This is a genomic window from Salipiger sp. CCB-MM3, from assembly GCF_001687105.1.
In the GTDB taxonomy this organism is placed as follows: Bacteria; Pseudomonadota; Alphaproteobacteria; order Rhodobacterales; family Rhodobacteraceae; genus Salipiger.
Map to the genome: position 1 here is coordinate 1,704,612 of NZ_CP014595.1, position 25,255 is coordinate 1,729,866.

Consider the following 25,255-nt stretch of genomic DNA (forward strand, 5'->3'; position numbering starts at 1 on the left):
CCTCCTGCATACGCGGGTGGCAATTTCACAAGCGCAGCCGTTTGTCCAGTTCACCGGCCCTTGGCGGAGCGGGTATCCCGTGTATTCTCCGCCCTATGAGAGATATTCTGACCGTCACGCTCAATCCTGCGCTCGATCTTTCGACGACTGCCGACCGTGTCGAGGCAGGTCCGAAGCTGCGCTGTGATGCGCCCGCGATCGACCCCGGCGGCGGCGGCATCAACGTCGCGCGGCTCGCGGCCGAACTGGGCGGCCCGGCGCGGGCCTTCGTTGCCCTCTCCGGCCCGACGGGAATGCGGCTGGAGGCGGCGCTGGCCGAGCTGGGCCTGCCGATGGTGCGTATGAAAGCCCCGGGTGAGACGCGGGAAAGCTTTGCCGTGCATGACCGTCAGACCGGGGCGCAATACCGCTTTGTCATGCCCGGCCCGGTCTGGAGCGCGGGCGATGTGATGGACGCGCTCGATGCCATCTCGAGCACCGTGCCGCAGGGCGGGATCGTCGTGCTCAGCGGCAGCCAGCCGCCGGGGGTGCCCGATGATTTCCCCACCGAGCTGTGCCGGGCGCTGAAGGGCCGCGGCGCCTATGTCATCGTCGACACCTCGGGGCCCGTGCTCGAAGCGCTGGCGCGGGGCACTGATCCGGCACCGGCGGTGCTGCGGATGGACAGTCTGGAAGCCGAAGAACTGGCTGGGCGGCCGCTGATGACCCGCGCCGATTCCGCGGGGTTTGCCGCGGAACTGGTGGCGCGCGGCGCGGCTGAGCGGGTGATCCTTGCGCGCGGGGCCGATGGCTCGGTGATGGCCGGGCCCGATGGGCTCTGGCAGGTCAGCGCGGCCAAGGTTTCGGTGCTCTCGGCGGTGGGGGCGGGCGACAGTTTCGTCGGCGCCTATGCTTTCGGCATTTCCTCTGGCCTGAGCGCGCCCGAGGCGCTGGCGCTCGGGGCGGCGGCGGCCAGCGCCACGGTCACCACGCCGGGCACGAGCCTGTCGACCCGCGCGATGATCCACGACCTGCTGGATCAATGCGGCGCCAGCGCGCTCTGAGCCCGACAGAAGCCCTGTGAACTAAGAAAACCCCCGGCCAGAGAGAGATGACCGGGGGTGCCGGAGAGGCGCGGTCTTTCAGGCGACCGCGGCTTGGTCCTGCCCGTGCAGCTGTAGCCGCACCATGGTCTGGTTGAGCAGGATATAGGCGATCTCGCCAAAGGTGACGGGACCGGTGAAACTGCCGGTGCGCTTGTCCTGAAGCTCACCGAAGAGGAAATTGAGGATGCAATTGCACGAAAGCTCCTGCGCGCCGTCGCCCTGCGCCTGACGGGCGAAGACGGTGGTATAGTCGCCGGGGCTTGCAGCAAGCCGGTAGCTGACCCCTTCGATCACCGGTGCGTAGAAGGCCACGCCTTCGGGTCCGACCGACTGGAACGAGACATTGACGAGGGCGCCCGCGTAATTGGCCACCAGCGGCAGCCGGGTATCGATGCCTTGCGCCTCGACCCATTTGGCGAAATCCACCTCTGCGCCGTTGATCCGCGCGGTTTCGGCGGCAAAGCCGGTGGCGGGGAAGGTGATCTCGGGGCCGTTGTCGTCTTGGGTGAAGAGATTGAGAATCTCGACATTCGCGCTTCGGCTGGCAGAGAGTTTCACGTGGAGCACCAGCGCGCCCTCTTGGTGCACGCGGCCGGTGGTGCCATCAATCACCTTCGGCGTGGCGCTCGCAAGCTCATCAAGATGCACCCCGGTGATCCAGCCCATCACTGGCTGATCGAAGAGGCCGGGGTATTCCGCGCCGTGGATGGCGTAGGCCTCATGCGCCTTGCTGAAGGCGGGGATCAGGATCACCGACAGCCCGTTGTCGAAACGGCCCATGGTCAGGCTCGGCAGGTCCTCACCCTCATAAAGCACGGCGCGGGCGTCTTCTGCGGCCTCGAGCTCGGTGACAAAGACATTCTCGCGGTCCACATGGCCGCCGGTCTCGGTCATGAAATAGACCGTGGTGCCGCCGATCCAGCGCCCGCGGGGCAGCTTGGTCAGCACCTCCTCGTCGCCCGCGATCACCAGCGTCGCGCCTGCGTCGATCCTTGCGGCGGCCTGCTCGGGGGTCATCATCTGGTTCTTCATCGCGCGTCCTTTCAGAAGAGGGCGATATCCTTCGTCGCGAAGGCGTTCTTTTCGAAATAACCCCGCAATTCGGCGATCTTGCCGGACATCTGCGCCGGGCTGGCCTTCACCTCGCGGCGCAGCCGGGTGACGAGGATCTTGGTCGCCAGCACCGCGCCCGACAGCTCGGCTTCGGAACTGAGCACGCGGCGCCAGCAGGGGTTGGATGCGTCGGGGATCATCTTTGGCTCCATCTTCGTTGCGAAAACGGGGCTACGGCGATTCCTCTTAACGGTTTGCAAAACGCGGTTGTGATGAGCTGTGGCGGGCCCGGATGTGGCCTCTTGCGCCGCGCGCGCTACCCTTTCGCGCGGGAGAAACCGCCATTCGCATACCCTTGGGCGAAGGCCAAAGCAGGAGAGGATGACGAACATGGAAAAGAACAAGATGACACGCCGGAGTGCACTGACCGCCGCCGCGGCGCTGCCGCTCGCCGCCGGGCTGACCGGAGCCGGTGCCCGCCCCGCCGCCGCACAGTCCGCGCAAGGGCCGCAGGTGCCGCGCACCTACCGGGTGCCGCTGGGCGATTTCGAGGTGACCGCAATGATGGCGGGCACGCGCACCGTGCCCGAGCCGAAGGGCACCTTCGGCCTCAACGCCAGTGACGAGGAATTCGCCGAGGTCTCGAAAGCCGCGCATATTCCCACCGACAAGGCGCAGTTCTTCTTCACCCCGACGCTGGTCAACACCGGCAGCGCGGTGATCCTGTTCGACACCGGGCTCGATCCTGCGGGCATCACCGCTGCGGTCGAAGCGGCGGGCTACGCGCCCGAGGACGTGACCCATGTGGTGATCACCCACATGCATGGCGACCATATCGGCGGGCTTTCGGACGGCGGCACGCCGACCTTCGGCAATGCCGCGCTGCTGACCGGGCAGGAGGAGTGGAACCATTGGACCGAAGCGGCCAACGACACCTTTGAAAGTAAGGTGCGTCCGCTGGAGGATCAGTTCAGCTTCCTCGGCAACGGCGAGGAAGTGGCGCCGGGCATCACCTCGGTTCTCGCGCCGGGGCACACACCGGGGCACATGTGTTTCATGCTCGAAAGCGGCGGCCAGAAGCTGATGCTGACCGCCGATCTTGCGAACCACTACGTCTGGTCGGTGGGCAAGCCCGATTGGGAAGTGCGCTTTGACATGGACAAGGAACTGGCCGCCAGTTCGCGGCGCAAGATCTTCGGCACGCTGGCCGAGGATAAGACGCCCTTCATCGGCTACCACATGCCGTTCCCGGCGGTGGGCTATGTCGAGGCCGAGGGCGACGGCTTTCGGTACGTGCCGCACAGCTACCAGCTACTGATGACCTGAGGCCGCTGGCCCTAGGGTGGGGATGGGTCAGCGGAAGGCTGGCCCATGCGCCCAGATGGTCAGCGAATGGCGCTCGCCGCCGGTCACCGGCGTGACCCGGTGCAGCATATAGGACGGAAAGAGCGTGGCGGTGCCGCGCTCTTTCTTTGCCGCAACCACATGGTTCGAGGGCATCAGTTCCAGCGCGCCGCCCTCATAGGCGCCCTCGTCGGAAAGCTGCACCACCATGGTCAGCTTGCGGCGCGCGGCCAGACGGCCCTCGCCGATGTCCGAATGCCAGTCGAAATGCCCTTCACGCTCGGCGCCGTAGCGCGCGACCTGCGCGCTTTCGTCGAAGGCATCCAGCGCGAAGTCATAGGCGGATCGGTTGGCGTCACGCACCAGTTCGATGATCCGATCCATGACCCAGCCGGTGTCTTCCACATCGTCGAGCCACACCAGATCGGCGCGGCGCATGTTGTGCGCGCGCTGCTGACCCACAAGGCGCGCGTCCGAGGCCTCGGCATTGCGCGAGATCTCGATGAGGCGGCTGCAGTCGACTTCGGAAAAAGCCTGCGGAATGCTGTGGACGGTGATCATGCGCGCGCTCCTGAATGCGGAAGCGCGCCATTAGGGCGGATAGGGAAGTGGATCTGCGCCAATTGCGACGCGGAGGGCGGAAAGCGACCTGTCTTTGCGTCACTGCCCCGTTCTATGGTCCGCTGTTTTGCGCGCGCCTCCCAGATCAAACCGTTTGGGTCTTTTCCCGCCGCCGGCGCGGGGCCATATCCCCTGCATGACAACACCCGATACTGCGCCCGATCTTGCCGCTTTCGAGACCATGGCCCGCGCCGCGGTTAATGCCCTGCCCGAGCCTTTCCGCGCCGCCGCTGCCGAGGTGGTGCTGCAGGTCGAGGACTGGCCGCCGGAGGACATTCTGCAAGAGATGCAGATCGACGACCGGCTCGATCTTACCGGGCTCTACGAAGGTGTGCCGATGACCGAAAAGTCGAGCAGCTGGCCCTCGCCCTATCCCGACACCGTCTGGCTGTTCCGCGAGCCGATCCTGCAGGAATGGCGCGACCGGGGCGATGTCGAGCTGGATGCGCTGATCGCCCATGTGACAATGCATGAGTTCGCCCACCATTTCGGCTGGTCCGACGACGATATCGCCAGCATCGACCGTTGGTGGGAGTAGCGGCGGGCCAAATGGCCCCGCGCCTTGCCTCAGCCGTTGTCGCGCCAGCGGTTGGCGATGGGATAGCGCCGGTCGAGCCAGAAAGCCTTTTGCGACAGGCGCGCGCCCGGAGCGGCTTGGAAGCGTTTGTATTCCGAGATGTAGAGCAGATGCTCGACCTTCTTGGCATCGGCGCGGTCATAGCCCGCCGCGACGCAATCGGCGATCGAGCCATCGCGGTCCACGAGAATCTCCAGAATACCGTCCAGCACCGGGTAGTCGGGCAGGCTGTCGCTGTCCTTCTGGTCTTCGCGCAGCTCGGCCGAGGGCGGCTTGGTGATGATCCGCTCGGGGATCACCTCGCCGTCGGGGCCGTTCATCCACGGGCGCTGGTTCTCGTTGCGCCAGCGGCAGATGGCGAAGACGCGGGTCTTGTAGAGATCCTTGATCGGATTGTAGCCACCCGCCATGTCGCCGTAGATCGTGGCGTAGCCCACCGCGACCTCGGACTTGTTGCCGGTGGTCAACAGCATCTCACCGAACTTGTTGCTCAGCGCCATCAGCAGCAGCCCGCGCAGGCGCGACTGGATGTTCTCTTCGGTGAGATCGGCATCGCGCCCGGCAAAGAGCGGCGCCAGCGTTTTGGTGATCGCGTCGCGCCCTTCGGCGATCGGCACGAAATCATAGTGGCAGCCAAGGTTGGTGGCGCAGGCCTTGGCATCCTCCAGCGAATGCTCGGAGGTATATTCCGACGGCAGCATCACGCAGCGCACGTTCTCGGCTCCGAGCGCATCGGTGGCGATGGTCGCCACCAGCGCCGAGTCGATGCCGCCCGACATGCCCAGCAGCACCTTGCCGAAGCCGGTCTTGCGGCAATAGTCGCGCAAGCTGAGCACCATGGCGTGGTAATCCTGCTCCATGTCGTCCGGGTGCTGCACGAAGCGCCCGTCCTCGGCGCGCCATCCCTCGGGGGTGCGCACCAAATCGACATGGGCGATCTCTTCCTCGAAGACCGGCAGTTGCAGCGCCGCCTGTCCGCCGGGGTTCAACACAAAGGAGCCGCCGTCGAAGATCTGGTCGTCCTGACCGCCCACCATATTGAGGTAGATCAGCGGCAGGCCGGTCTCGACCACGCGGGCGACCATCTTGTTGAGCCGGGTCTCGTGCTTGTTGCGGCGGTAGGGCGAACCGTTGGGCACCAGCAGGAACTCGGCCCCTGTCTCGGCGTGGGTCTCGGCCACGTCCTCATACCATGCGTCCTCGCAGATCGGCGAGCCGATGCGGACGTTGCCCACCGCGTAGGGCCCGCCGATGGCGCCGCTGTCGAAAACACGCACCTCGTCGAAGACGCCATAGTTCGGCAGGTGGTGCTTGAACACATGAGTGACGATCCGCCCGCCGCGGCAGATGAGATAGGCGTTGTAAAGCTCGGTGCCCTCGATCCACGGGCAGCCGATCGCCAGCGCGGGCCCGTCGGCGCAGTCTTCGGCCAGCTTTTGCGCCACCTCCATGCAATCGAGCGTGAAGGCGTGTTTCTTCGGCAGATCCTGCGCGTTGTAGCCAGCGATGAACATCTCGGGCAGGGCAACAAGCTGGGCCCCGGCGTCGCGGCCCTTCTTCCAGGCGTCCTTTGCCTTGGCGGCATTGCCTGCAAGATCGCCCACGGTCGGGTTCAGCTGCGCGATGGTCAGGCGGAAACGGTCGGCCATGAGCCCCATCCTTTCGGTCACATCCGCGTGCCCACATAGCAGAACCACGCCCGAGGGGAAGAAGCTGAGGGCAAAAGAGATTGTCAGCCAAGGGGGTGTTGTTTAGTTTCGCGGCGGCAGAGGGGCCGATTTTCGGCGGAAAACAACAGGCATCCGGCAAAGGTCCGGCAGGGATTTCGCATGAAGCTTTCAGGCAGAACCATCCTCACGGCGGCGGCCATCGGCGCGCTGACATATCCCGCGCTCGCGCAGGTCGAGGATGGCGAGGTGCAGACCAAGCAATATGACGACGGCGGGGTCTATGAGGGCACCTTCCAGGGCGGTCTGCAGCACGGCACGGGCACTTACCGCATGCCCAATGGCTATGAGTACACCGGCGCTTGGGTCGAGGGCGAGATCCGCGGCGAGGGTGTCGCGCGCTTCCCCAATGGCTCGGTCTATGAGGGGCAATTCGCCAAGGGCAAGCCCGAGGGCATTGGCCGCATCGTCTTTGCCGATGGCGGCACCTACGAGGGGTCTTGGCTCGACGGCAAGATCACCGGCAAGGGCGTCATGCAATATGCCAACGGCATGCGCTACGAAGGCTCTTTCCGCAATGCGCTGCACCATGGGCGCGGCGTGATGACCGGCCCCAACGGCTATCGCTACGAGGGCGATTGGGTGAACGGCGTCAAACAGGGCAATGCCGAGATCGCCTATCCCGACGGCTCGGTCTACGAGGGCCGCGTGGCCAATGGGTTGCGCGACGGTCAGGGCAAGCTGACCATGCCCGACGGGCTGATCTACGAGGGCACATGGCGTGAGGGCCAGATCGACGGCGTCGGCAAGCTCACCCAGCCCAATGGCGACATCTACGAGGGAGAGCTCGTGGACGGCCGCCGCGAAGGGCAGGGCAAGGTGACCTACGCCAATGGCGACATCTACGAAGGCCAGTTCGACAACGACCAGCGGCAGGGCACCGGTACTTTCATCGGCGAGGACGGCTACCGCTACGAGGGCGACTGGGTTTCGGGCCAGATCGAGGGGCAGGGCAAGGTCACCTATCCCGACGGTTCGATCTACGAGGGCGCCTTCCTCGGCGATCTCGCCAATGGCCGGGGCAAGATCACCTATCCCGACGGCTCGACCTATGAGGGCGACTGGGTCGACGGGGTGATCGAAGGCGCGGGCGTCGCGCGCTACGCCAACGGGCTGGTCTACGAGGGCAGCTTCAAGAACGCCCGCAACGACGGGACGGGCGTGATGACCTACCCCGACGGTTACCGCTACGAGGGTGACTGGCAGGACGGTCAGCGCCATGGCGAAGGCACGGCCACCTATCCCGACGGCACGGTTTACACCGGTGCCTTCCGCGACGGCCAGCGCCACGGGCAGGGCAAGATCACCATGCCCGACGGCTTCAGTTACGAGGGCGCGTGGGTCGATGGCGAGATCGAGGGCGAGGGCGTCGCGACCTATGCCAATGGCGATGTCTACGAGGGTCATTTCGCGGGCGGCAAACGGCAGGGCGAGGGCACCATGCGCTATGCCACCGGCGAGCAGAGCACCGGCGAATGGGTCAATGGCGTGCTGACCACCGACACCCCGGTGCAGGACAGCGAGACGCCAGCGGATGCAGCACCGGACGAAGGTGCCGCCGACGAGTCGCCGGAGGCGGCAGCCGAAGAGCCCGCCGCCGAGGCCACCGAAGAGTCCACTGCCAAGCCCGCGACCGACTGAGACGGAACATCCCGGCGTTCCCGCGTGTTTTCCCTACGTTAAGCAAGGGAGACGACACGATGAGCAGCTTTCAGGTCGGAGAGATCGTGAAGTGGAACTGGGGCGCGGGCAGCGCCACCGGCAAGATTGCCGAGCGCTTCGAGCGCAAGGTGACCCGGCAGATCTCGGGCGAGAAGATCACCCGCAACGGCTCGCCGGATGCCCCGGCCTTCCTGATCGAGCAGGACGACGGCGGCCGCGTTCTGAAGCTGGAAAGCGAGCTGGAAAAGACCTGACCCCGCGGCTGCGCAGGCACTGGACCAGCGCGCCCCCGTCCATCTTCTTCTCTTTCCAAATACGCACATCCCGCCCTTACCGCCCCGCGCGGCGCTGGGCTCCCATGCCCGGCGGTCAGACCGTCTCGCCAGCCGACAGCCGTTTCAGAAACGCTTCGGCCTCGGCCAGAACCGTCTCGCGCTTCGCTTCGTCCATCCGGTCCCATGTGCGGTACATATTGCCCATGCGGGGGTTGTTTTCGAACCTCTCGCGGTGCCGGGTCAGAAAGTGCCAATAGAGCAGGTTGAACGGGCAGGCGCCCTCGCCGGTCTTTTGTTTCACCTTGTAGGCGCAGTGCCCGCAATAGTCCGACATGCGGTCGATATAGGCGCCTGACGAGACATAGGGCTTCGAGGCGATCACCCCGCCATCGGCGAACTGGCTCATGCCCACGGTATTGGGCGCTTCGACCCATTCGAAGGCATCGACGTAGACCGACAGATACCACTCATGCACCTCCGCCGGGTCGATCCCGGCAATCAGCGCGAAATTCCCGGTCACCATCAGCCGCTGAATGTGATGGGCGTAGGCCTCGTCGCGCGTCTGTTCGACGGCTTTCGACAGGCAGCGCATTTTGGTCTCGGCACCCCAATAGAGCGGCGGCAGCGCGCGCTGCTGGTTGAGGCGGTTGCGGCGCGGATAATCAGGCCCCTCGTGGAAATAGATGCCGCGCACGTATTCGCGCCAGCCGATGATCTGACGGATGAATCCCTCGACCGAATTGAGCGGCGCGTCGCCGGCGCGATAGGCCTCCGCCGCCGCTTCGCAGACTTCCAGCGCAGAGAGCAGCCCGATGTTGATGTAAGGCGAGACCAGCGCGTGGTTGAGGTATTTATGCCCGTCCAGCATGGCGTCCTGATAGGCGCCGAACTCGGGCAGCGCGTGGCGGATGAAATGCGCCAGCGCGCGCTTGGCCTGCCCGCGGTCGGTGGCGAAATGAAAGGGGCGCAGCGTGCCGAAGTTCTTGGGAAACCGCGCCTCGACCAGATCAAGCACCTCTTCAACGGTCTCATCTGGGGTGAAGCTCATCGGACCGCCGTGGTCGATGCCGTCGGGCGGGGGCTTGCGGTTCTCGCTGTCGTAATTCCAGTCGCCGCCCTCGGGTTTGTCGCCGTCCATCAGCAGCCCGGTCTTGCGGCGCATCTCGCGATAGAAATACTCCATCCGCAGCGCCTTGCGCCCCTTGGCCCAATCCTCGAACTCGGCGTGGGAGGCGAGAAAGCGGTCGTCTTCCAGCAAGGTGATGTCCAGCGGCGTGTCACGCAGGGCCTCGATCAGCCGCCATTCGCCCGGCTTCGTCGCCAGAACCTCGGTGGAGCCGGTCTCTTCGGCGCGGCGCAGCAACTCGCCGGGGATCGAGCCTGCGTTCTCGGTGTCGTCAAGCTGGGTGTAGCGGACCTCCCAACCCTCTTTGCGCAGATGGGCGGCGAATTTGCGCATGGCGGCGAAGATCAGCGCGATCTTCTTGGGGTGGTGGGCGGTGTAGTCGGTCTCGGCGGCGACCTCGGCCATGACCACGACGTCGGTCGCCGTATCGGCGCGGCGCAGCGCGATCAGATCCTCCGAAAGCTGGTCGCCCAGCACCAGCACCAGACGGCTCACCACACGACCTCCTTGCCTGCCCAGTCGAAAAAGCGCCCGGTCTCTTCGGGGCCGAGCCCGTCCAGCACCGACAGCAGGTTCTGCGCAGCCTCTTCGGGGGGCACGGCGGGGTGGCGGCCAAGGTATTCGGCGGTAAAGGGCGTGGCGACGGTGCCCGGATGCAGCGCGACGCAGGCCAATTGCTTGTGCGTGCGCGCCAGTTCCACCGAAGCGGTGCGGATCATCTGGTTCAGCGCCGCCTTGGAGGCGCGATAGGAATACCAGCCGCCCAGCCGGTTGTCGCCGATCGAGCCCACGCGGGCCGAGAGTGCGGCAAAGACCGCGCGGCGGTCCCTTGGCAGCAGGCGCATGGCGTGTTTCAGCACCAGCGCCGGGCCGAGCGCATTGATCGCCATCTGCTGCATCACCTGCGCCGGGTCGAGCGATTTCAGGGTCTTCTCCGGGGCCGCTCCCTCGGGGCACAGCGCGCCGGTGGCGACGAGGATCAGATCGAAGCTGCCCTCCAGCGCGCCGAGGTGCCGCTCGACCGAGGCCTCGTCGGTGACGTCGAGCCTGTGCTCGCGGCGCGACAGCCGCGTGACCTCGGTGCCACGGGTCTCCAGAGCCGCGGCAAGGGCGCTGCCGATGCCGCCGCTCGATCCTATGACGATTGCGCGTTCCTGAGTTCCGGTCATGTCCGCCGAAATAGCGGCGGCGCGGCCATCGGCAAGCGGGTCAGCCCAGTTCCAGCGTGCCCACCGCGTTCTGGCCGCGTCCGGCAAGCGGCGCCGGACCGCGATACATGCGGGCGGTGTGGAACACCGGCTGCATCCCCATGGCAAGGCAATGCGCCGCCAGCGCGGCGGATTCGGCGGGCAGGTCGATCATCACCTGATCTTCGCCGGTATGCGCTGCAGCGGCCTCGAGCAGCGCCTGCGCCACCGGCAGGTCGGGCGCGCAGAGCGGCCCGATCTTCCAGCCCACGTGGCAGCCCCGCAAGGTGAGAAAGCCGTTCGGTTTCCCGGCCTCGCGATGCACCAGCGTGAAACGGGTCTGCGCCGGTTCCAGCCAGGCGGCGGTGAACCGGGGCTTGGCGTAGCCGCAGGCCTTGGCCTCCATGGCGATCAGCGCGGCATGCTCGTCGGCGGCGGCGGATTGCACACCCTTACCCGGACCGTGGCTCAGCCGCCCGGCAAAGCGTTTCGTCTGCCCGGCCAGCACGAAGCCGGACTTGCGGTAGTTCTCTTGCTGCGCGGGCACGCCGTCGAGCCCGATGGTGCGGGTGCCGGCGTGTTTCATCGCATGCAGCCAGAGCGCATGGGCGATGCCCTGCCCGCGATAGGCCGGGGCGCAGAGATAGAGCCCGAGGAAGGCAAGGCGGTCGGTATGGTTCACCACCGAGATCGCCGCGGCCATATTGCCGCCAAGCTCGGCACAGAAAAAGCCCTCGGGGTCCGCGGCGTAGAACGGATCGAGATCCTCGAGGCCCGGGTTCCAGCCCTCCTTGGCCGCCCAGTCGAGCGCGTGGCCCAGATCGGCCTTGGTCATCGTGCGCAGCATCATGGCCGTAGCGCCTCGCGCAGGCTTTGCGGTGTGGCCGGAGCCTCGCGCAGGTCGAGTGAGGACAGCAGGTCCAATAGGTGCCCTTTCATCAGCTCCTCCGCCGTGGCGCCATCGCCCTCCTCCAGAGCGGTGAGCAGCGCCTCATGTGCATGAGTTTCGCACATTGCCTTGGGTCTGCGCCAGTAAAGTGCGATCACCAGCGACGAACGGGCAATCAGCTGGGTGATGAAATCCGCGATGGTCGACTGATCGGCGATGCGCGCGATCTCGATATGAAACTCACCCGAGAGCCGTACTGCAGTGCCATATTCACCGCGATCGAGCGCCGCGTGTTCCTCGGCATTGTGACGTCGCAGCCGTGCCGCATCCTCGGGGGTCATGCGCTCGGCGGCAGAGCGGGCGGTGCGCGGTTCGAGCAGGGCGCGGGCCTCAAACACCTCGCGCGCCTCGCGAATCGATGGTGCCGCGACAAAGGCGCCGCGGTTGGGCTCGATGGTGACAAGCTGATCATGCGCCAGCATCTGCAGCGCCGAGCGCACGATCGTGCGGCCCACGCCGAAGATCTCGCCGACCTCATCCTCGTTCAGCTTCAGTCCCGGTGCCAGCCGGTGCTCGTGCACGGCAAGGGTCAGCGCATCGGCCACGGCCCGCGCCTTCGATCCTTTGGAGCCCTTCCCGCGCCCCGCTGGCGCGGCCTCTTTCGCTGTCATCGCGGCCTCTCCCCTTTGGATCACCAATCTTTCCGAGCCGTGCCGAAGGCACAAGCAACGAGGGGATTGCATGTAGAACTTCGTGAGATCGTACACAATCTGAAATCAAAAAGTGCACACGAAGGGGGATTTTTGGTGAAAATTTCAGCGTCACGAAGAATTTGCCCTGCCGCAACGTTGCCCGCGCTTCGTTTTTTACGAGCGCCGTGGACAGGATCGGTCAGCACTCAAGCTGCGGACACACGCGGATCTACGGGGGACATATGCGCCAAGGACTCGATCTCGAACTCGTCGGCCTGACCAAGCGCTACGGCGATACCGTCGCGGTCGACGCGATCAACCATCACTTCGGGTCCGGCGTCTATGCCTGCCTTCTGGGGCCTTCGGGCTGCGGCAAATCCTCGACCCTGCGGATGATCGCCGGGCATGAGACGGTCAGCGACGGCGCGATCGTGCTGGGCGGCAGCGACATCTCGCATCTTCCCCCGGCCAAGCGCGGCACGGCGATGATGTTCCAGAGCTACGCGCTGTTCCCGCATCTTTCGGTGGCGGACAATGTCGCCTTCAGCCTCAAGATGAAGGGCACCGACGCCGCCACCCGCCGCAAGAAGGCGATGGAGATGCTCGCGCTGGTCGACATGACACAGTTCGCCGAGCGCCTGCCGTCGCAGCTTTCGGGGGGGCAGCAGCAGCGCGTGGCGCTGGCCCGCGCGCTGATCACCGAGCCGCAGATCCTGCTGCTCGACGAGCCGCTTTCGGCGCTCGATCCGTTCCTGCGCATCCGCATGCGCGCCGAGCTCAAGCGCCTGCAGCGCGAGCTTGGCATCACCTTCGTGCATGTCACCCACGGGCAGGACGAGGCGCTGGCGCTGGCCGATGAGATCGTAGTGATGAACAACGCGGTGATCGAGCAAGCGGGCCCGGCCCGCGAGGTGTTCAACAGCCCCAAGACCGAGTTTGTCGCGCGGTTCATGGGCGGGCACAATGTGCTGGCGCTGCCGCAGGGCCATTTCGCCATCCGCAACGACCTGACGCGCATCGCGCCGCAGCAGGGCGCCAAGCTGGATGGCCGCGTCACCTCGGTAGAGTTTCAGGGGGCGCATGTGGCGGTCACCGTGCTTGCCGCGGGCGATCAGGACGTCACCGCCTGGGTGCCCGAAGAGCAATTCTTCTCTGATCCGAAATCCCCCGGCGACGGGGTGGGCCTGGTCTGGGACGACCAGGCGCTGCATCCGCTTTCGGCCTGAAGGGGCCGGGGTGAACAAGGGCCGAAAAGGTCCGGTCAAGACAAGTCCAACACAGGGAGTTAGGACATGACGACGAAGAAACTCAGCCGCCGCGGCCTTCTGAAAGGCGCTGCCGCTGCCGGTGCGGCAACCGCCTTCCCGGCGCCGATGATCTGGGCCCAGAACATCAAGGACGTCACCCTGCGCCAGTTCGGCACCGGCGTGTCGAACCTCAACGAGGTGGCGCAGAAGGTGAAGGAAGACCTCGGCTTCACGCTCGAGATGACCGCGCTCGACTCCGACGCCGTCACCCAGCGCGCCGCCACCCAGCCGGGCAGCTTCGACATCGCCGACATCGAATACTGGATCTGTAAGAAGGTCTGGCCGACCGGCAACCTGCAGGCGATGGATGTCAGCAAGATCAAGAACTACGACAAGATCGTCGGCATCTTCAAAGACGGCAAGCTGACGCCCGAGTCGACCATCGCGCAGGGCACCGCGCCGCACACCGTGGGCTTCACCGACGGTCCCGATGGCACCACCTTCGCCGACCAGCAGACCAACTGGATGACCCTCATCCCGACGATCTACAACGCCGACACGCTGGGCATCCGCCCCGACCTGATCGGCCGTCCGATCGACACCTGGGCCGAGCTGCTGAACCCCGAGTTCAAGGGCAAGGCGTCGATCCTCGACATCTCGTCGATCGGCATCATGGACGCGGCCATGGTCTGCGAAGCGATGGGCGAGATCGCCTATGGCGACAAGGGCAACATGACCCGCGAAGAGATCGACAAGACCATGGCGATCTTCACCGAAGCCAAGCGCGCCGGTCAGTTCCGCGCCTTCTGGAAGACCTTCGACGAGAGCGTCAACCTGATGGCCTCGGGCGAGGTGGTGATCCAGTCCATGTGGTCGCCCGCCATCACCGCGGTGAAATCGCGCGGCATCGACTGCGTCTACCAGCCGCTGAAGGAAGGCTACCGTTCGTGGGGCGGCGGCATCGGCCTGTCGAAGAACCTCTCGGGCCTCGAGCTGGATGCGGCCTATGAGTACATCAACTGGTACCTCGACGGCTGGGTCGGCGGCTTCCTGATGCGTCAGGGCTATTACTCGGCGGTTCCGGAAACCTCCAAGAACTTCATGTCCGAAAACGAGTGGGGCTATTGGTTCGAGGGCAAGGAAGCCACCGACACCATCACCAACCCGTTCGGCGACGCCATGGCGCAGGCCGGTGAAGTCCGCGACGGCGGCTCGTTCGAAGAGCGCATGGGCTCGGTGGCCTGCTGGAACGCCGTCATGGACGAGAACCAGTACATGGTCCGCAAGTGGAACGAGTTCATCGCAGCCTGATCCTCTCGGGTCTGACCTTATCACCTTGGTCCTGACCGAGATCGCCGCGCCCCGGATGTGCCCGGGGCGCGGCACCCTGATGCGGTGCGCCGCACCACACAAAGACCGGAGGCCGCATGCGCGCTGGCGAAAACAACCGACATCTGACCGGCTGGCTGCTGGCCTCGCCCCTGACCCTCGTGCTGATCTTCTTCCTCGTGCTGCCCATCGCGATGATCGTCGTGGTGAGCTTCTGGAAAGCGACGGAGTTTTCGATCATCCCGGCGTTCAGCTGGGAAAACTACGATTTCCTTTTTGGCTCGCCGGTGACCTACCGGGTGTTCGGCAACACGATCAAATACGCGCTGATTGTCTGGGCCTGCACCTTGTTGATCGGCTTCACGGTGGCCTATTTCCTCGCCTTTCATGTGCGCACGCAGACGTGGCAGATCGCGCTCTTTTTGCTCTGCACCATCCCGTTCTGGACCTCGAACATCATTCGGATGATCTCGTGGATCCCCTTTCTGGGACGCAACGGGCTGGCCAACTCGGCGCTGATCTCGGCGGGCATCACCGACGAGCCGCTGGAATGGCTGCTCTATTCGGACTTCTCGGTGATCCTCGCCTTTGTGCACCTCTATACGTTGTTCATGGTGGTGCCGATCTTCAACACCATGATGCGCATCGACAAATCGCTGATCGAAGCGGCCTATGACGGCGGCGCCTCGGGCTTCCAGACGCTAACCAACGTGATCATCCCGCTGTGCAAGCCGGGCATCATGATCGGCACGATCTTCGTTGTCACATTGGTGATGGGCGACTTCGTTACGGTGCGCTTCATGTCAGGCTCGCAATCGGCCAACGTCGGCCGCCTCATCCAGAACGACATCGCGCTGCTGCAATATCCCTCGGCCTCGGCCACGGCGGTGGTGCTGCTGATCACCGTGCTGATGGTCATCGGCATCCTTCTGCGCTTCGTCGACATCCGCAAGGAGCTCTGATCCATGGAATCCCGTCCCCGCTCCTTCTACGTGCTCGGCGCCTTCTTCGTGCTGTTCCTGCTGTTCCTCTACGGGCCGACCTTCACCATCGCGATCCTGAGCTTTCAGGGGCCGCAAGGCGGCCTCACCTTCCCGATGCGCGGCGTCTCGCTGCACTGGTTCTTCGATCTCTTCGAGCAGCAAGCGGTGGGCGACATCTGGGGCAGTTTCCGCCGCAGCTTCGCGCTTGGCCTGCTGGTGATGGTCACGACGGTGGTGGTCTCGGTGGCTGGCGGGCTGGCGTTCCGCAAGCGTTTTGCGGGCAACGCGGTGCTGTTCTATCTGGTGATCACCTCGCTGGTGATCCCGTCGATCCTCGTGTCGCTGGGCGTCGGGTTGATCTTCAGCCAGCTTGGCCTGCCGATCCACTGGGCCAGCTCGGGCTTCGGCTCGCAGCTGACATGGACGTTGCCCTTCGGCCTGCTGATCATGTTCGCCGTGTTCAACCGCTTCGACAAATCCTTCGAAGAGGCGGCCCGCGATCAGGGCGCGACCAACTGGCAGACCCTGCAGCATGTGGTGCTTCCGATCATCGCCCCCTCGCTGATCGGCGTCGCGCTGTTTGGCTTTACCCTCAGCTATGATGAGTTCGCGCGGACGCTGCTGACCGCGGGCAGCTACAACACGCTGCCGCTCGAGATTTACGGCATGACCACCAATGTCACCACGCCGGTGATCTTTGCCTTGGGCACGCTGACCACCGCCTTTTCGCTGGTGATCATCGGGGTGTTCCTGCTGACCGTCTGGTCGATGAACAAGCGCCGCGCCAAGCAGGGGTCCGACGCCGGCAAGGGAATGGTCTGATGGCCTATGTGATCATCAACCCCAACAGCACCGCCGCGATGACCGAAGGCATGCTGGAGGTCGCCCGCGCCGCCGTGCCGGGGGTGACGCTGGAGGGTTGGACCAATGCAGGCGGCCCGCCCGCCATTCAGGGGCATGAGGACGGTCTGAAAGCCGCGCCGTCGCTGCTGGAGCTGGTCGACAAGGCCAATGCCGAGGGGTTCGAGGGCATCATCATCGCCTGTTTCGACGACACCGCGCTGGAGGACGCGCAGGCGCGCTCGAAGGTGCCGGTGATCGGGATCGGTCAGGCGGCCTACCATATCGCCGCGCTGCGCGGCTGGAGCTTTTCCGTGGTCACCACGCTGCCGATCTCGGTGCCGATCATCGAAGGCAACATAATCGGCTACGGGTTCGAGCATCTCATGGGCAAGGTCCGCGCCTCCGACGTCCCGGTGCTGGCGCTCGAAGAAGATCCGGACAGGGCCACCGAGGCGGTGGCGGTGGAGACCGCCCGCGCGATGGCCGGGGATGGCGTGGATTGCGTGATCCTCGGCTGCGCGGGCATGGCCAAGCTGACGGCGCATCTGCGGGGTCGCTTCGACAAGCCGATCCTCGACGGGGTGGAATGCGCGGCGCGGCTGATCACGGCGCTCTGACAGCCCCAGAAATGTCGACGTTCCGGAAGTGGGCTCATTCGCCCGGCTACCGTCGCAAGGCAGGGCTCAAGCGAGGGCTGTCGCCGTCGCTTCCAGTGCCACCCCGGGTTTCGCCATCTTCGGCCAGCTCGCGATGATCGCCGCGCAGCCCTTCACCTTGTGCTGCACGAGCAGCGCCGGAAGGTCCACGAGTCGCCCGGTGATCATCCGCTCGCCGGGTTTGGACACTTCGACCGCGATGGTCAGCGGCGCATCCTCGGGCATCCCGGTCTCGAGCAGCGAGGTGGTGATCCGCGCCGACTGGCCGACCGCCATGTAAAGCGCCAGCGTGACGCCGGGCTTGGCGTGACGCGCGCAGTCGGGCATGGGGTCGCCCTCGCGCGCATGGCCGGTGGCCAGCACCAGCGCGTCGGTCTCGCCGCGCGTCGTCAGCGGCATGCCCGCATGGGCGGCGGCGGCCATGGCGGCGGTGACGCCGGGCACGATCTCGACCTCGATGCCATGCATCCTCGCCGCTTCCAGTTCTTCAGCGGCGCGCCCGAAGATGCCCGGATCGCCGGATTTCAGCCGCACCACCTTTTGCCCGCGCAGGGCGGCGGCGACGATCACCGCGTTGATCTGCTCCTGCGGCCATGAATGCGCGCCGACCTCCTTGCCGACAAAGACCAGTTCCGTCCTCGGTCCGGCCATGGCGAGCACCTCGGGATCGACCAGCCGGTCATAAAAGATCACATCCGCAGTGCGCAGCCGCGCGGCGGCGCGCAGGGTCAGCAGGTCCGCCGCACCCGGCCCGGCACCGACCAGCGCGATGGAACCCTTGGCCGGCATCTCGTGCGGCGCGGCGATGGGAAAGCTCGGAAGAACGCTCATCTCGGGATCCTCATTCTGCGGCTTCAGGAGAGACTTCGGGCGCGGGGGATTTGGCGCGGGCCAGAAGCGCGGCTAATTCGGGGCGGCAGGATCCGCAGTTGGTGCCGGCCTGCAGCGCCGCGCCGATGGCGTCGACGTTCATCAGGCCCTGCGTTTCGATGGCGCTGAGGATGGTGTTCACCCCGACGTTGAAACAGGCGCAGACCACCGGGCCCGGATCGGGCTGATCCGCGGGCGCGCGGCCGGTGAGCACATGCGGCGCCTCTTCTCCAGGCAGCGACGCCACATGGCTGCGCATCACCACCACCGGCTCGGGCGAGACGAAGAGCGCGGCCAGCAGCCGGCCCTCGGAATGGAAGGCGATGCGGACGCTGCCGCGGCGCGGATCGTGAACCACCTGCGCCTCGGCACTGGGCAGATCGAACATGCGGCGCGCCTCGGCTTCCCAATCGGCGGGGGCGGTGCTGCCCGCCATTTCCACCTGCCAGCCGCTGTGGGTGCGCGCGAGCGCCCAGTAATCGCTATCGGGCGCCATCTCGGTGCAGGAGACGGCAAAGCCGTACCAGCCCGCCTCGAAGGGGGCGAGCGCGACCACAGCGCCCTTGCTCTCGGGCTGGCCCGAGACAGGGTCGGTGACGGGGGGCACCAGCGCATCCACCCGTGCTGCGGGCGCGGTCTCGCCGGTCCAATGCATGGGGGCGAAAACTTCGCCCTTCTGCACCTTGTCGGTGACCAAGGCCCGCAGCACTGCGGTTCCGTGAGTGGAGGTGACACGAACGAGGCTTGCGGGCGAAATGGCCAGATCTGCCGCGTCCGAGGGGTGGATTTCGAGGAAGGGCTCGGCCAGATGCGCAGACAGGCGCGGCGAGCGGCCGGTGCGGGTCATCGTGTGCCACTGGTCGCGAATGCGCCCGGTGTTGAAGCGGAAGGGGAAGCGCGGCGCGGTCTTATTGGCGAAGTCCTTCCACTTCACCGGCACCATGCGGGCGCGGCCACTTTCGGTGTAGAAAGCGCCGCTTCCGAAGAACCGCCCGCCCTTGCGCGCCCCGGCGAAAGGCCAGCGGAATGGCGCCAGCGCGTGATACTCGCCATCGGTGAGACCGGCGTGGCCGGAGATGTCAAAATCCTTGCCAAAGCCGCCCGCGATCCCCGAAAGCGCGGCGTATTCGCGAAAGATCTCGGCGGGGGAGGCGTAGTCGAACCCCTGCGGCCAGCCCATGCGCTTTCCCACTTCCGAGAGGATTTCCCAGTCAGGCTTGGCCTCACCGGGCGCGGGCAGGGCCGCGCGCTGGCGCGAGATGGTGCGGTCGGAATTGGTGACGGTGCCTTCCTTCTCGCCCCATGCGGCGGCGGGCAGCAGCACATGCGCAAGCCGCGCAGTGTCAGTGGCGGCGGTGATGTCGCTGACCACCACGAAGGGGCAGTCCTTGATGGCATCGCGCACGCGGTCGGCGTCGGGCATGGTCACGGCGGGGTTGGTGTGGATCACCCAGAGCGCCTTGATCTTGCCCTCGCTCACGGCCTGGAAGAGGTCCACCGCCTTCAGACCGGGCTTGTCGGGGATCGTTGGAGAGGACCAGAACTCGCGCACTGCCGAGCGGTGGGAAACATTCTCAATATCGAGATGGCAGGCCAGCATATTGGCCAGACCGCCCACCTCGCGCCCGCCCATGGCGTTGGGCTGCCCGGTGACCGAAAGCGGCCCCATGCCCGGCTTGCCGATACGGCCGGTGGCCAGGTGGCAGTTGAGGATCGAATTGACCTTGTCGGTGCCCGAGGAGGATTGGTTCACGCCCTGGCTGAAGACGGTGACGACTTTTTCGGTCCGCACAAACAGATCGTAGAACTCGCGCAGCGTCGCGGCGTCGAGGCCGGTGCGCGCGGGATCATCGTCCGAGGCGCTCTCGAGCGTGGCATCGAAGCCCTCGACATGCGCCATGAAGGCCTCATCCGCCGCCCCTTGCACGGCGATCTCGGTCAGCAGCCCGTTGAACAGCGCCACATCGGTGCCGGCCTTCAGCGGCAGGTGCAGATCGGCGATGTCGCAGGTGGCAGTGCGGCGCGGATCGACAACCACGACCTTCAGGGTCGGGCGGGCCTTCTTGGCGGCAACGACGCGCTGATACAGAACCGGGTGGCACCATGCGAGGTTGCTGCCCACCAGAACCACCAGATCGGCCTCTTCGAGATCCTCATAGGTGCCGGGCACGGTGTCGGTGCCGAAGGCGCGCTTGTGCCCCGCCACGGTCGAGGCCATGCAGAGCCGCGAGTTGGTGTCGATATTGGCCGAGCCGATGTAGCCTTTCATCAGCTTATTGGCGACATAGTAATCCTCGGTCAGCAGCTGCCCCGAGACGTAGAAGGCCACGCTGTCCGGCCCGTGCTCGGCAATGGTTTCGCGAAAACGCAGGGCAACGAGATCGAGCGCGGCGTCCCAACCCGTCTCGATCCCGTTGACACGAGGCGAGAGCAATCTCCCCTCGAGGCCCAGCGTCTCGCCCAGCTGCGAGCCCTTGGAGCAGAGGCGCCCCTTGTTTGCAGGGTGCGCGGGGTCGCCGCGCACATCGAGCCCGCCCGCCCCGTCAGGGCGCAGCAACACGCCGCAGCCAACGCCGCAATAGGCGCAGGTCGAGCGAAGCTCAGGCAGGCCCGTTCCGTCCATCACGCGGCACTCCTCTTTCCGACGGCGACGCCATCGAGCAGGATGCGCTCGCCTTCGAGGCGCACCGGATAGGTGGCGATGCGGCCCTCGTCGGCGCCCTGCGCCTCGCCGGTGTTCAGATCGAACACCCAGTTGTGCAGCGGGCAGGTGACCTTCTGGCCGTGCACGATGCCCTCGGACAGCGGCCCGGCCTTATGCGGGCAGCTGTTGGAGGCAGCAAAGACCTCGGCCTCGGCGGTGCGGAAGATCGCCACGCAGCCCACGGGAGTTTTCACCAGCCGCGCCCCGCGCAGGGGAACGTCGTCGATATGTCCGATGTCGATCCAGCTCATTCCGCAGCCTCCAGTGTGAGATCGGCGAGCGGGTGGAAGCGGCGTGCCACCTCCGGCTTGGCCCGCTCGGCCCATGGGTCCTTTTGGTAAACCGACTGGGAGAGGTCGAAGCGCTCGACCAGCGCCTGCCGCTCGGCGGCGTCAGCGAGGGTCTCTTTCACCCAGTCGAGCCCGACCTTGGCGACCCATTTGTAGGGCCGGTCGAGGTATTTGGCGTGCTCGCGGTAGAGCTGCACGAAGGCGACGGTCCATTCGATCGCCTCTTCCTCGGTGGGCACGTCGACCAGACGCTCGGTCTCTTTCACGTCCATGCCCGCGGCCCCGGCAACGCCGATCTGGAAGCCGCTGTCGACACACACGATGCCCACATCCTTGCAGGTGGCCTCGGCGCAGTTGCGCGGGCAGCCCGAGACGCCGAGCTTGACCTTATGCGGCGTCCACGATCCCCAGAGCCGCCGCTCGAGCGCGATGCCGAGCCCGGTGCTGTCCTGCGTGCCGAAGCGGCACCACTCGCTGCCCACGCAGGTTTTCACCGTGCGCAGACCTTTGGTGTAGGCGTGTCCCGAGACCATGCCGGCCTCGTTCAGATCATGCCAGATGGCGGGCAGGTCTTCCTTTTTCACGCCCAGAAGGTCGATGCGCTGGCCGCCTGTGACTTTCACGGTGGCGCCGTATTTCTCGGCCGCCTGCGCGATCGCCATCAGTTCCTGCGGCGTGGTCATGCCGCCCCACATGCGGGGCATCACCGAATAGGTGCCGTCCTTCTGGATGTTGGCGTGGTTGCGCTCGTTGACGAAGCGGCTTTGCGGGTCGTCCACATAGTCGAGCGGCCAGTCGGCGAGCAGGTAGAAGTTCACCGCCGGGCGGCAGACATGGCAGCCGTTGCGGGTGGTCCAGCCCAGTTCCTGCCAGACCGCTTCCTGGCTTTTCAGCTCCTGCGATTTGATCAGGCGGCGCACATCCTCATGGCTGAGGTCGGTACAGCCGCAGACCGATTGCGCGGCGGGGATGACGAAGTCATCGCCCAGCGTCACGGCAAGGATCTGCTCGACCAGCCCGGTGCAGGTGCCGCAGGAGGCGCTGGCCTTGGTCTTGGCCCGCACCGCGCCGAGGTCTCCGGCACCGGCGGTGATTGCGTCTTCGATCTGTCCCTTGCAGACGCCGTTACAGCCGCAGATCTCCGCGTCACGCGGTAAGGCTGCAACGGCCGCCATAGGGTCCGCAGCGGCCCCCCCTTGGTAGGCCGGTCCGAAGATCAGGGTCTCGCGCATCTCCTCGACGCACTCACCGTCCTTGATGAGGCCGTGGAACCACGCGCCGTCGGCGGTGTCGCCATACATGACGGCGCCGATCAGGCGGTTCCCTTCGAGGATCAGGCGCTTGTAGACACCGCGCGCCGGGTCTCGGAAGACGATGTCCTCGCGGCCCTCGCCCTCGGCAAAATCGCCCGCCGAGAAGAGATCGCAGCCGGTGACCTTGAGCTTGGTGGCGACCTCCTTCTGCACGAAGCGGGCCTCCTCGCCGAGCAGGGTCTTGGCCAGCACCTTGGCCTGATCGTAGAGCGGCGCGACGAGGCCGAAGATCGCTCCGGCGTGCTCGACGCATTCGCCAAGCGCCAGAACATCGGGGTTCGAGGTGACCATGTGATCGTCGACGACGATCCCGCGGTTCACCTCGAGACCCGCTTCCTTGCCGAGCGCGGTGCTGGGCCGGATGCCCACCGCCATGACCAGCAGATCGCAGGGCAGTTCGGTGCCGTCGTCGAGTTGCAGGGCGCGGACATGGCCGTTGTCATCGGCGAGGATCTGTTTGGAGTTGGCTTTGCAGTGGATGCGAATGCCCTTGTCGACCAGCGACTTGCGCAGCAGATAGCCCGCTGCCTCGTCAAGCTGACGCTCCATCAGGTGGCCCATGATGTGCACCACGTCGACCTCGGTGCCGCGTGCAGCCATGCCGGCGGCGGCTTCCAGCCCCAGAAGACCGCCGCCGATGACCACCGCGCGCTTGCCTGCGCCGAGGGCCATCATCGCCTCCGTGTCCTCGAGATCGCGGTAGGGGATCACCCCTTCCAGATCGTGACCCGGAAGCGGGATGATGAACGGGTTCGAGCCGGTGGCGATGACCAGCTTGTCGTAGGGCAGGGCCCCCTTTTCGCCGGTCACGACCTTCTTCTCGGTGTCGATCGCCACGACCTTCTCGCCGAAGCGGCAGGTCACGCGGCGCTCTTCGTACCAAGCGGCGTCATGGGTGACGATCTCTTCGTAGGTCTTCTCGCCCGACAGCACCGGCGACAGCATCAGGCGGTTGTAGTTGCCGCGCGGCTCGGCGTTGAAGAGGGTGATGTCATAGGCTTCGGGGCTGGCGTCGATCAGATGCTCGAGCATGCGGCCAGAGGCCATGCCGGCACCGATCACGATGAGTTTCTTCGCCATCTCGGTCACTCCGCTGCAAGCGCCGCGGGGGCGGCTTTGGGTTTGGGCTTGGCGCCGTGCTCGTATTCTTCGAGGAAATCGAGCACCTCTTGGCGGTAGGCGTAATAATCGGGATGCTCGAGCAGCGCCTTGCGGGTGCGCGGGCGGGGCAGGTTCACATCGGTGATCTTGCCGATGGTGGCCTGCGGGCCGTTGGTCATCATCACCACGCGGTCGGCCAGAAGGATCGCCTCGTCGACGTCATGGGTGACGCAGATCGCGGTGACCTTGGTGCGGGACCAGACCTCCATCAGCACCTCCTGAAGCTCCCAGCGGGTGAGGCTGTCGAGCATGCCGAAGGGCTCATCGAGCAGCAGCAGCTTGGGCGAGAGGGCGAAGGCGCGGGCGATGCCGACGCGCTGCTTCATGCCGTTGGACATATCGGCGGCGCCGCGGTCCATGGCATCGGCAAGGCCGACCCGCTCGAGGTAATATTCCACCACGTCCTGACGCTCGGCCTGCGACGCCTTGGGGTAGACCTTGTCGACCCCGATGGCGCAGTTCTCGCGGGCGGTGAGCCACGGGAAGAGGTTCGGCGACTGGAACACCACGGCGCGCTCGGGATCGGCGCCTTCCACATGGCGGCCATCAAGCTTGATCGCGCCCTTGGAGATGCCGTTCAGCCCTGCCGCCATGGTCAGCACCGTGGACTTGCCGCAGCCCGAGTGGCCGATCAGCGAGATGAACTCGCCGCGGTTGATCTTGAGGTTGAAGTCCTCGACCACCGTGAGCGGACCCTTCGGCGTGGGGTAGATTTTGTGGAGCTGCGAGAAGTCGAGGAAGCGCTCTTCGATCAGCCCTTCCTGCGCCTGCTGCACGGCGGCGGGCACGGCGTGGATCGGGGTGACATTGGGCAGGATGCGCGAGCCTTCGACCTTGCCCTTGATGCCGACGTCCATGAGGTAGCCGGTGACCTCGGCGCGCAGCTTCTTGAACCCCTCGTGGTGGTTCATCTCGCTGCGTTCGCGCGGGCGGGGAATGTCGACGCGGAACTCTGCGCCGAGCGTGCCATCGGGGTTCAGCGCTATGATCCGGTCGGCGAGGGTGATCGCCTCGTCGACGTCATTGGTGATCAGCACGCAGGTTTTTTTGTCCTGCTCCCAGATCGCCTCGATCTCGTCGGCGAGGTTGGCGCGGGTCAGCGCGTCGAGCGCCGACAGCGGCTCGTCGAGCAGCAGCACCTCGGGCGACATGGCGAGCGCACGGGCGACGTTGACCCGCTGGCGCATGCCTCCCGACAGTTCCGCCGGGCGGCGGTGGATGGCGTGGCTCAGGCCGACCATCTTGATGTAGTGGCGGGTCTTGCGGGTCTTCTCGTTCTTGGTCATCTCGGGGAAGACCGCGTCGAGCGCGAGGCGCACGTTGCCCTCGACCGTCAGCCACGGCATCAGCGAGTAGTTCTGGAAGATCACGCCGCGCTCGGGGCCGGGGCCCTCGATGTCGAACCCTTTGAAGGTGACGCGGCCCTTTGTGGGCTTTTCGAGCCCGGCCATCAGGTTGATCAGCGTGGTCTTGCCGGTGCCGGAGAAGCCGAGGATCACGAGGAACTCGCCTTCTTCCACCGAGAGGTTGATGTCCTTCAGCACATGGGTCGCTTGCGTGCCCTCGCCGAAGCTTTTCGAGACGTTCTGGAACTCTAGGATGCTCATCGCACTTCCTTTCG

23 protein-coding genes are annotated in these 25,255 nt (G+C 65.7%); 10 read left to right on the forward strand and 13 right to left on the reverse strand.

The features are described from left to right. Positions 1-95 precede the first annotated feature (95 nt). Positions 96-1,043: a 1-phosphofructokinase family hexose kinase gene (locus AYJ57_RS08225; protein ID WP_066103632.1), complete on the forward strand. Its 948-nt coding sequence runs from the start codon at positions 96-98 to the stop codon at positions 1,041-1,043. A gap of 78 nt (positions 1,044-1,121) precedes the next feature. Here the strand turns inward: AYJ57_RS08225 and AYJ57_RS08230 are convergent, their stop codons facing one another. Then, complete coding sequence (locus tag AYJ57_RS08230; RefSeq protein ID WP_066103633.1) at positions 1,122-2,117, reverse strand: DUF6976 family protein; 996 nt, start codon at positions 2,115-2,117, stop codon at positions 1,122-1,124. An 11-nt stretch (positions 2,118-2,128) separates the two neighbouring features. Further along, entirely contained in the window at positions 2,129-2,338 is a 210-nt protein-coding gene (locus AYJ57_RS08235) for a hypothetical protein (RefSeq protein WP_066106880.1), read from the reverse strand. A gap of 205 nt (positions 2,339-2,543) precedes the next feature. On the opposite strand from AYJ57_RS08235, the gene AYJ57_RS08240 reads away from it, so the two are divergent. After that, the gene (locus tag AYJ57_RS08240; RefSeq protein WP_237220133.1) at positions 2,544-3,464 is read left to right on the forward strand and encodes an MBL fold metallo-hydrolase; all 921 of its coding nucleotides are present in this window, start codon (positions 2,544-2,546) and stop codon (positions 3,462-3,464) included. A gap of 27 nt (positions 3,465-3,491) precedes the next feature. Here the strand turns inward: AYJ57_RS08240 and AYJ57_RS08245 are convergent, their stop codons facing one another. Next, complete coding sequence (locus AYJ57_RS08245) at positions 3,492-4,043, reverse strand: 2OG-Fe(II) oxygenase (protein ID WP_066103637.1); 552 nt, start codon at positions 4,041-4,043, stop codon at positions 3,492-3,494. A gap of 196 nt (positions 4,044-4,239) precedes the next feature. On the opposite strand from AYJ57_RS08245, the gene AYJ57_RS08250 reads away from it, so the two are divergent. Next, complete coding sequence (locus AYJ57_RS08250; RefSeq protein ID WP_066106883.1) at positions 4,240-4,641, forward strand: metallopeptidase family protein; 402 nt, start codon at positions 4,240-4,242, stop codon at positions 4,639-4,641. A gap of 29 nt (positions 4,642-4,670) precedes the next feature. On the opposite strand, the gene AYJ57_RS08255 is transcribed toward AYJ57_RS08250, so the two are convergent. Next, complete coding sequence (locus AYJ57_RS08255) at positions 4,671-6,329, reverse strand: NAD+ synthase (protein WP_066103638.1); 1,659 nt, start codon at positions 6,327-6,329, stop codon at positions 4,671-4,673. A gap of 180 nt (positions 6,330-6,509) precedes the next feature. Between AYJ57_RS08255 and AYJ57_RS08260 the strand changes: the two genes are divergently transcribed. Together AYJ57_RS08260 and AYJ57_RS08265 are read left to right on the forward strand one after the other, a co-directional pair. Beyond that, positions 6,510-8,048 carry an MORN repeat-containing protein gene (locus tag AYJ57_RS08260; protein ID WP_066103640.1) on the forward strand — a complete coding sequence of 513 codons (1,539 nt, stop codon included), beginning with the start codon at positions 6,510-6,512 and terminating at the stop codon, positions 8,046-8,048. 59 nt (positions 8,049-8,107) lie between these two features. Continuing rightward, a complete protein-coding gene (locus AYJ57_RS08265; protein WP_066103641.1) occupies positions 8,108-8,323 on the forward strand; it encodes a DUF2945 domain-containing protein in 216 nt (71 codons plus the stop codon). 115 nt (positions 8,324-8,438) lie between these two features. Here AYJ57_RS08265 and AYJ57_RS08270 read toward each other — a convergent pair whose 3' ends face one another. Genes AYJ57_RS08270 through AYJ57_RS08285 form a run of 4 tightly spaced genes read right to left on the reverse strand, consistent with a single transcriptional unit; the run spans position 8,439 to position 12,217 of the window. Beyond that, positions 8,439-9,965: a cryptochrome/photolyase family protein gene (locus AYJ57_RS08270; RefSeq protein ID WP_193789478.1), complete on the reverse strand. Its 1,527-nt coding sequence runs from the start codon at positions 9,963-9,965 to the stop codon at positions 8,439-8,441. Beyond that, positions 9,962-10,639: an SDR family NAD(P)-dependent oxidoreductase gene (locus AYJ57_RS08275; protein WP_066103645.1), complete on the reverse strand. Its 678-nt coding sequence runs from the start codon at positions 10,637-10,639 to the stop codon at positions 9,962-9,964. Before AYJ57_RS08275 ends, AYJ57_RS08270 begins: the two co-directional genes overlap by 4 nt. Positions 10,640-10,679: 40 nt before the next feature. Then, positions 10,680-11,507 carry a GNAT family N-acetyltransferase gene (locus AYJ57_RS08280; protein ID WP_237220134.1) on the reverse strand — a complete coding sequence of 276 codons (828 nt, stop codon included), beginning with the start codon at positions 11,505-11,507 and terminating at the stop codon, positions 10,680-10,682. Continuing rightward, on the reverse strand, positions 11,504-12,217 hold the full coding sequence (locus AYJ57_RS08285) for a GntR family transcriptional regulator (protein ID WP_083191191.1): 714 nt from the start codon (positions 12,215-12,217) through the stop codon (positions 11,504-11,506). Before AYJ57_RS08285 ends, AYJ57_RS08280 begins: the two co-directional genes overlap by 4 nt. Positions 12,218-12,480: 263 nt before the next feature. On the opposite strand from AYJ57_RS08285, the gene AYJ57_RS08290 reads away from it, so the two are divergent. From AYJ57_RS08290 to AYJ57_RS08310, 5 genes are all read left to right on the forward strand, one after another. Next, positions 12,481-13,464, forward strand: coding sequence for an ABC transporter ATP-binding protein (locus AYJ57_RS08290; RefSeq protein ID WP_066103646.1), 984 nt, complete (start codon positions 12,481-12,483; stop codon positions 13,462-13,464). 66 nt (positions 13,465-13,530) lie between these two features. Next, the gene (locus tag AYJ57_RS08295) at positions 13,531-14,796 is read left to right on the forward strand and encodes an ABC transporter substrate-binding protein (protein ID WP_066103648.1); all 1,266 of its coding nucleotides are present in this window, start codon (positions 13,531-13,533) and stop codon (positions 14,794-14,796) included. A 116-nt stretch (positions 14,797-14,912) separates the two neighbouring features. Then, positions 14,913-15,776: an ABC transporter permease gene (locus AYJ57_RS08300; protein ID WP_066103650.1), complete on the forward strand. Its 864-nt coding sequence runs from the start codon at positions 14,913-14,915 to the stop codon at positions 15,774-15,776. Positions 15,777-15,779: 3 nt separating this feature from the next. Beyond that, positions 15,780-16,619 carry an ABC transporter permease gene (locus tag AYJ57_RS08305; RefSeq protein WP_066103652.1) on the forward strand — a complete coding sequence of 280 codons (840 nt, stop codon included), beginning with the start codon at positions 15,780-15,782 and terminating at the stop codon, positions 16,617-16,619. Beyond that, positions 16,619-17,257 (forward strand): aspartate/glutamate racemase family protein, encoded by a 639-nt coding sequence (locus tag AYJ57_RS08310; RefSeq protein ID WP_066103654.1) that lies wholly within the window; start codon positions 16,619-16,621, stop codon positions 17,255-17,257. Before AYJ57_RS08305 ends, AYJ57_RS08310 begins: the two co-directional genes overlap by 1 nt. Positions 17,258-17,323: 66 nt before the next feature. Here the strand turns inward: AYJ57_RS08310 and cobA are convergent, their stop codons facing one another. The 5 genes from cobA to AYJ57_RS08335 are packed head-to-tail and all read right to left on the reverse strand — an operon-like array spanning position 17,324 to position 25,241. Beyond that, entirely contained in the window at positions 17,324-18,127 is an 804-nt protein-coding gene (cobA, locus tag AYJ57_RS08315; RefSeq protein WP_066103656.1) for a uroporphyrinogen-III C-methyltransferase, read from the reverse strand. Positions 18,128-18,137: 10 nt separating this feature from the next. After that, the gene (locus tag AYJ57_RS08320; protein ID WP_066103658.1) at positions 18,138-20,789 is read right to left on the reverse strand and encodes a nitrate reductase; all 2,652 of its coding nucleotides are present in this window, start codon (positions 20,787-20,789) and stop codon (positions 18,138-18,140) included. Then, positions 20,789-21,121, reverse strand: a complete 333-nt coding sequence (gene nirD, locus AYJ57_RS08325; protein ID WP_066103660.1) for a nitrite reductase small subunit NirD — start codon at positions 21,119-21,121, stop codon at positions 20,789-20,791. Before nirD ends, AYJ57_RS08320 begins: the two co-directional genes overlap by 1 nt. Further along, a complete protein-coding gene (gene nirB / locus AYJ57_RS08330; protein WP_066103661.1) occupies positions 21,118-23,553 on the reverse strand; it encodes a nitrite reductase large subunit NirB in 2,436 nt (811 codons plus the stop codon). Before nirB ends, nirD begins: the two co-directional genes overlap by 4 nt. A 5-nt stretch (positions 23,554-23,558) precedes the next feature. After that, the gene (locus AYJ57_RS08335) at positions 23,559-25,241 is read right to left on the reverse strand and encodes an ABC transporter ATP-binding protein (RefSeq protein WP_066103663.1); all 1,683 of its coding nucleotides are present in this window, start codon (positions 25,239-25,241) and stop codon (positions 23,559-23,561) included. Positions 25,242-25,255 lie beyond the last annotated feature (14 nt).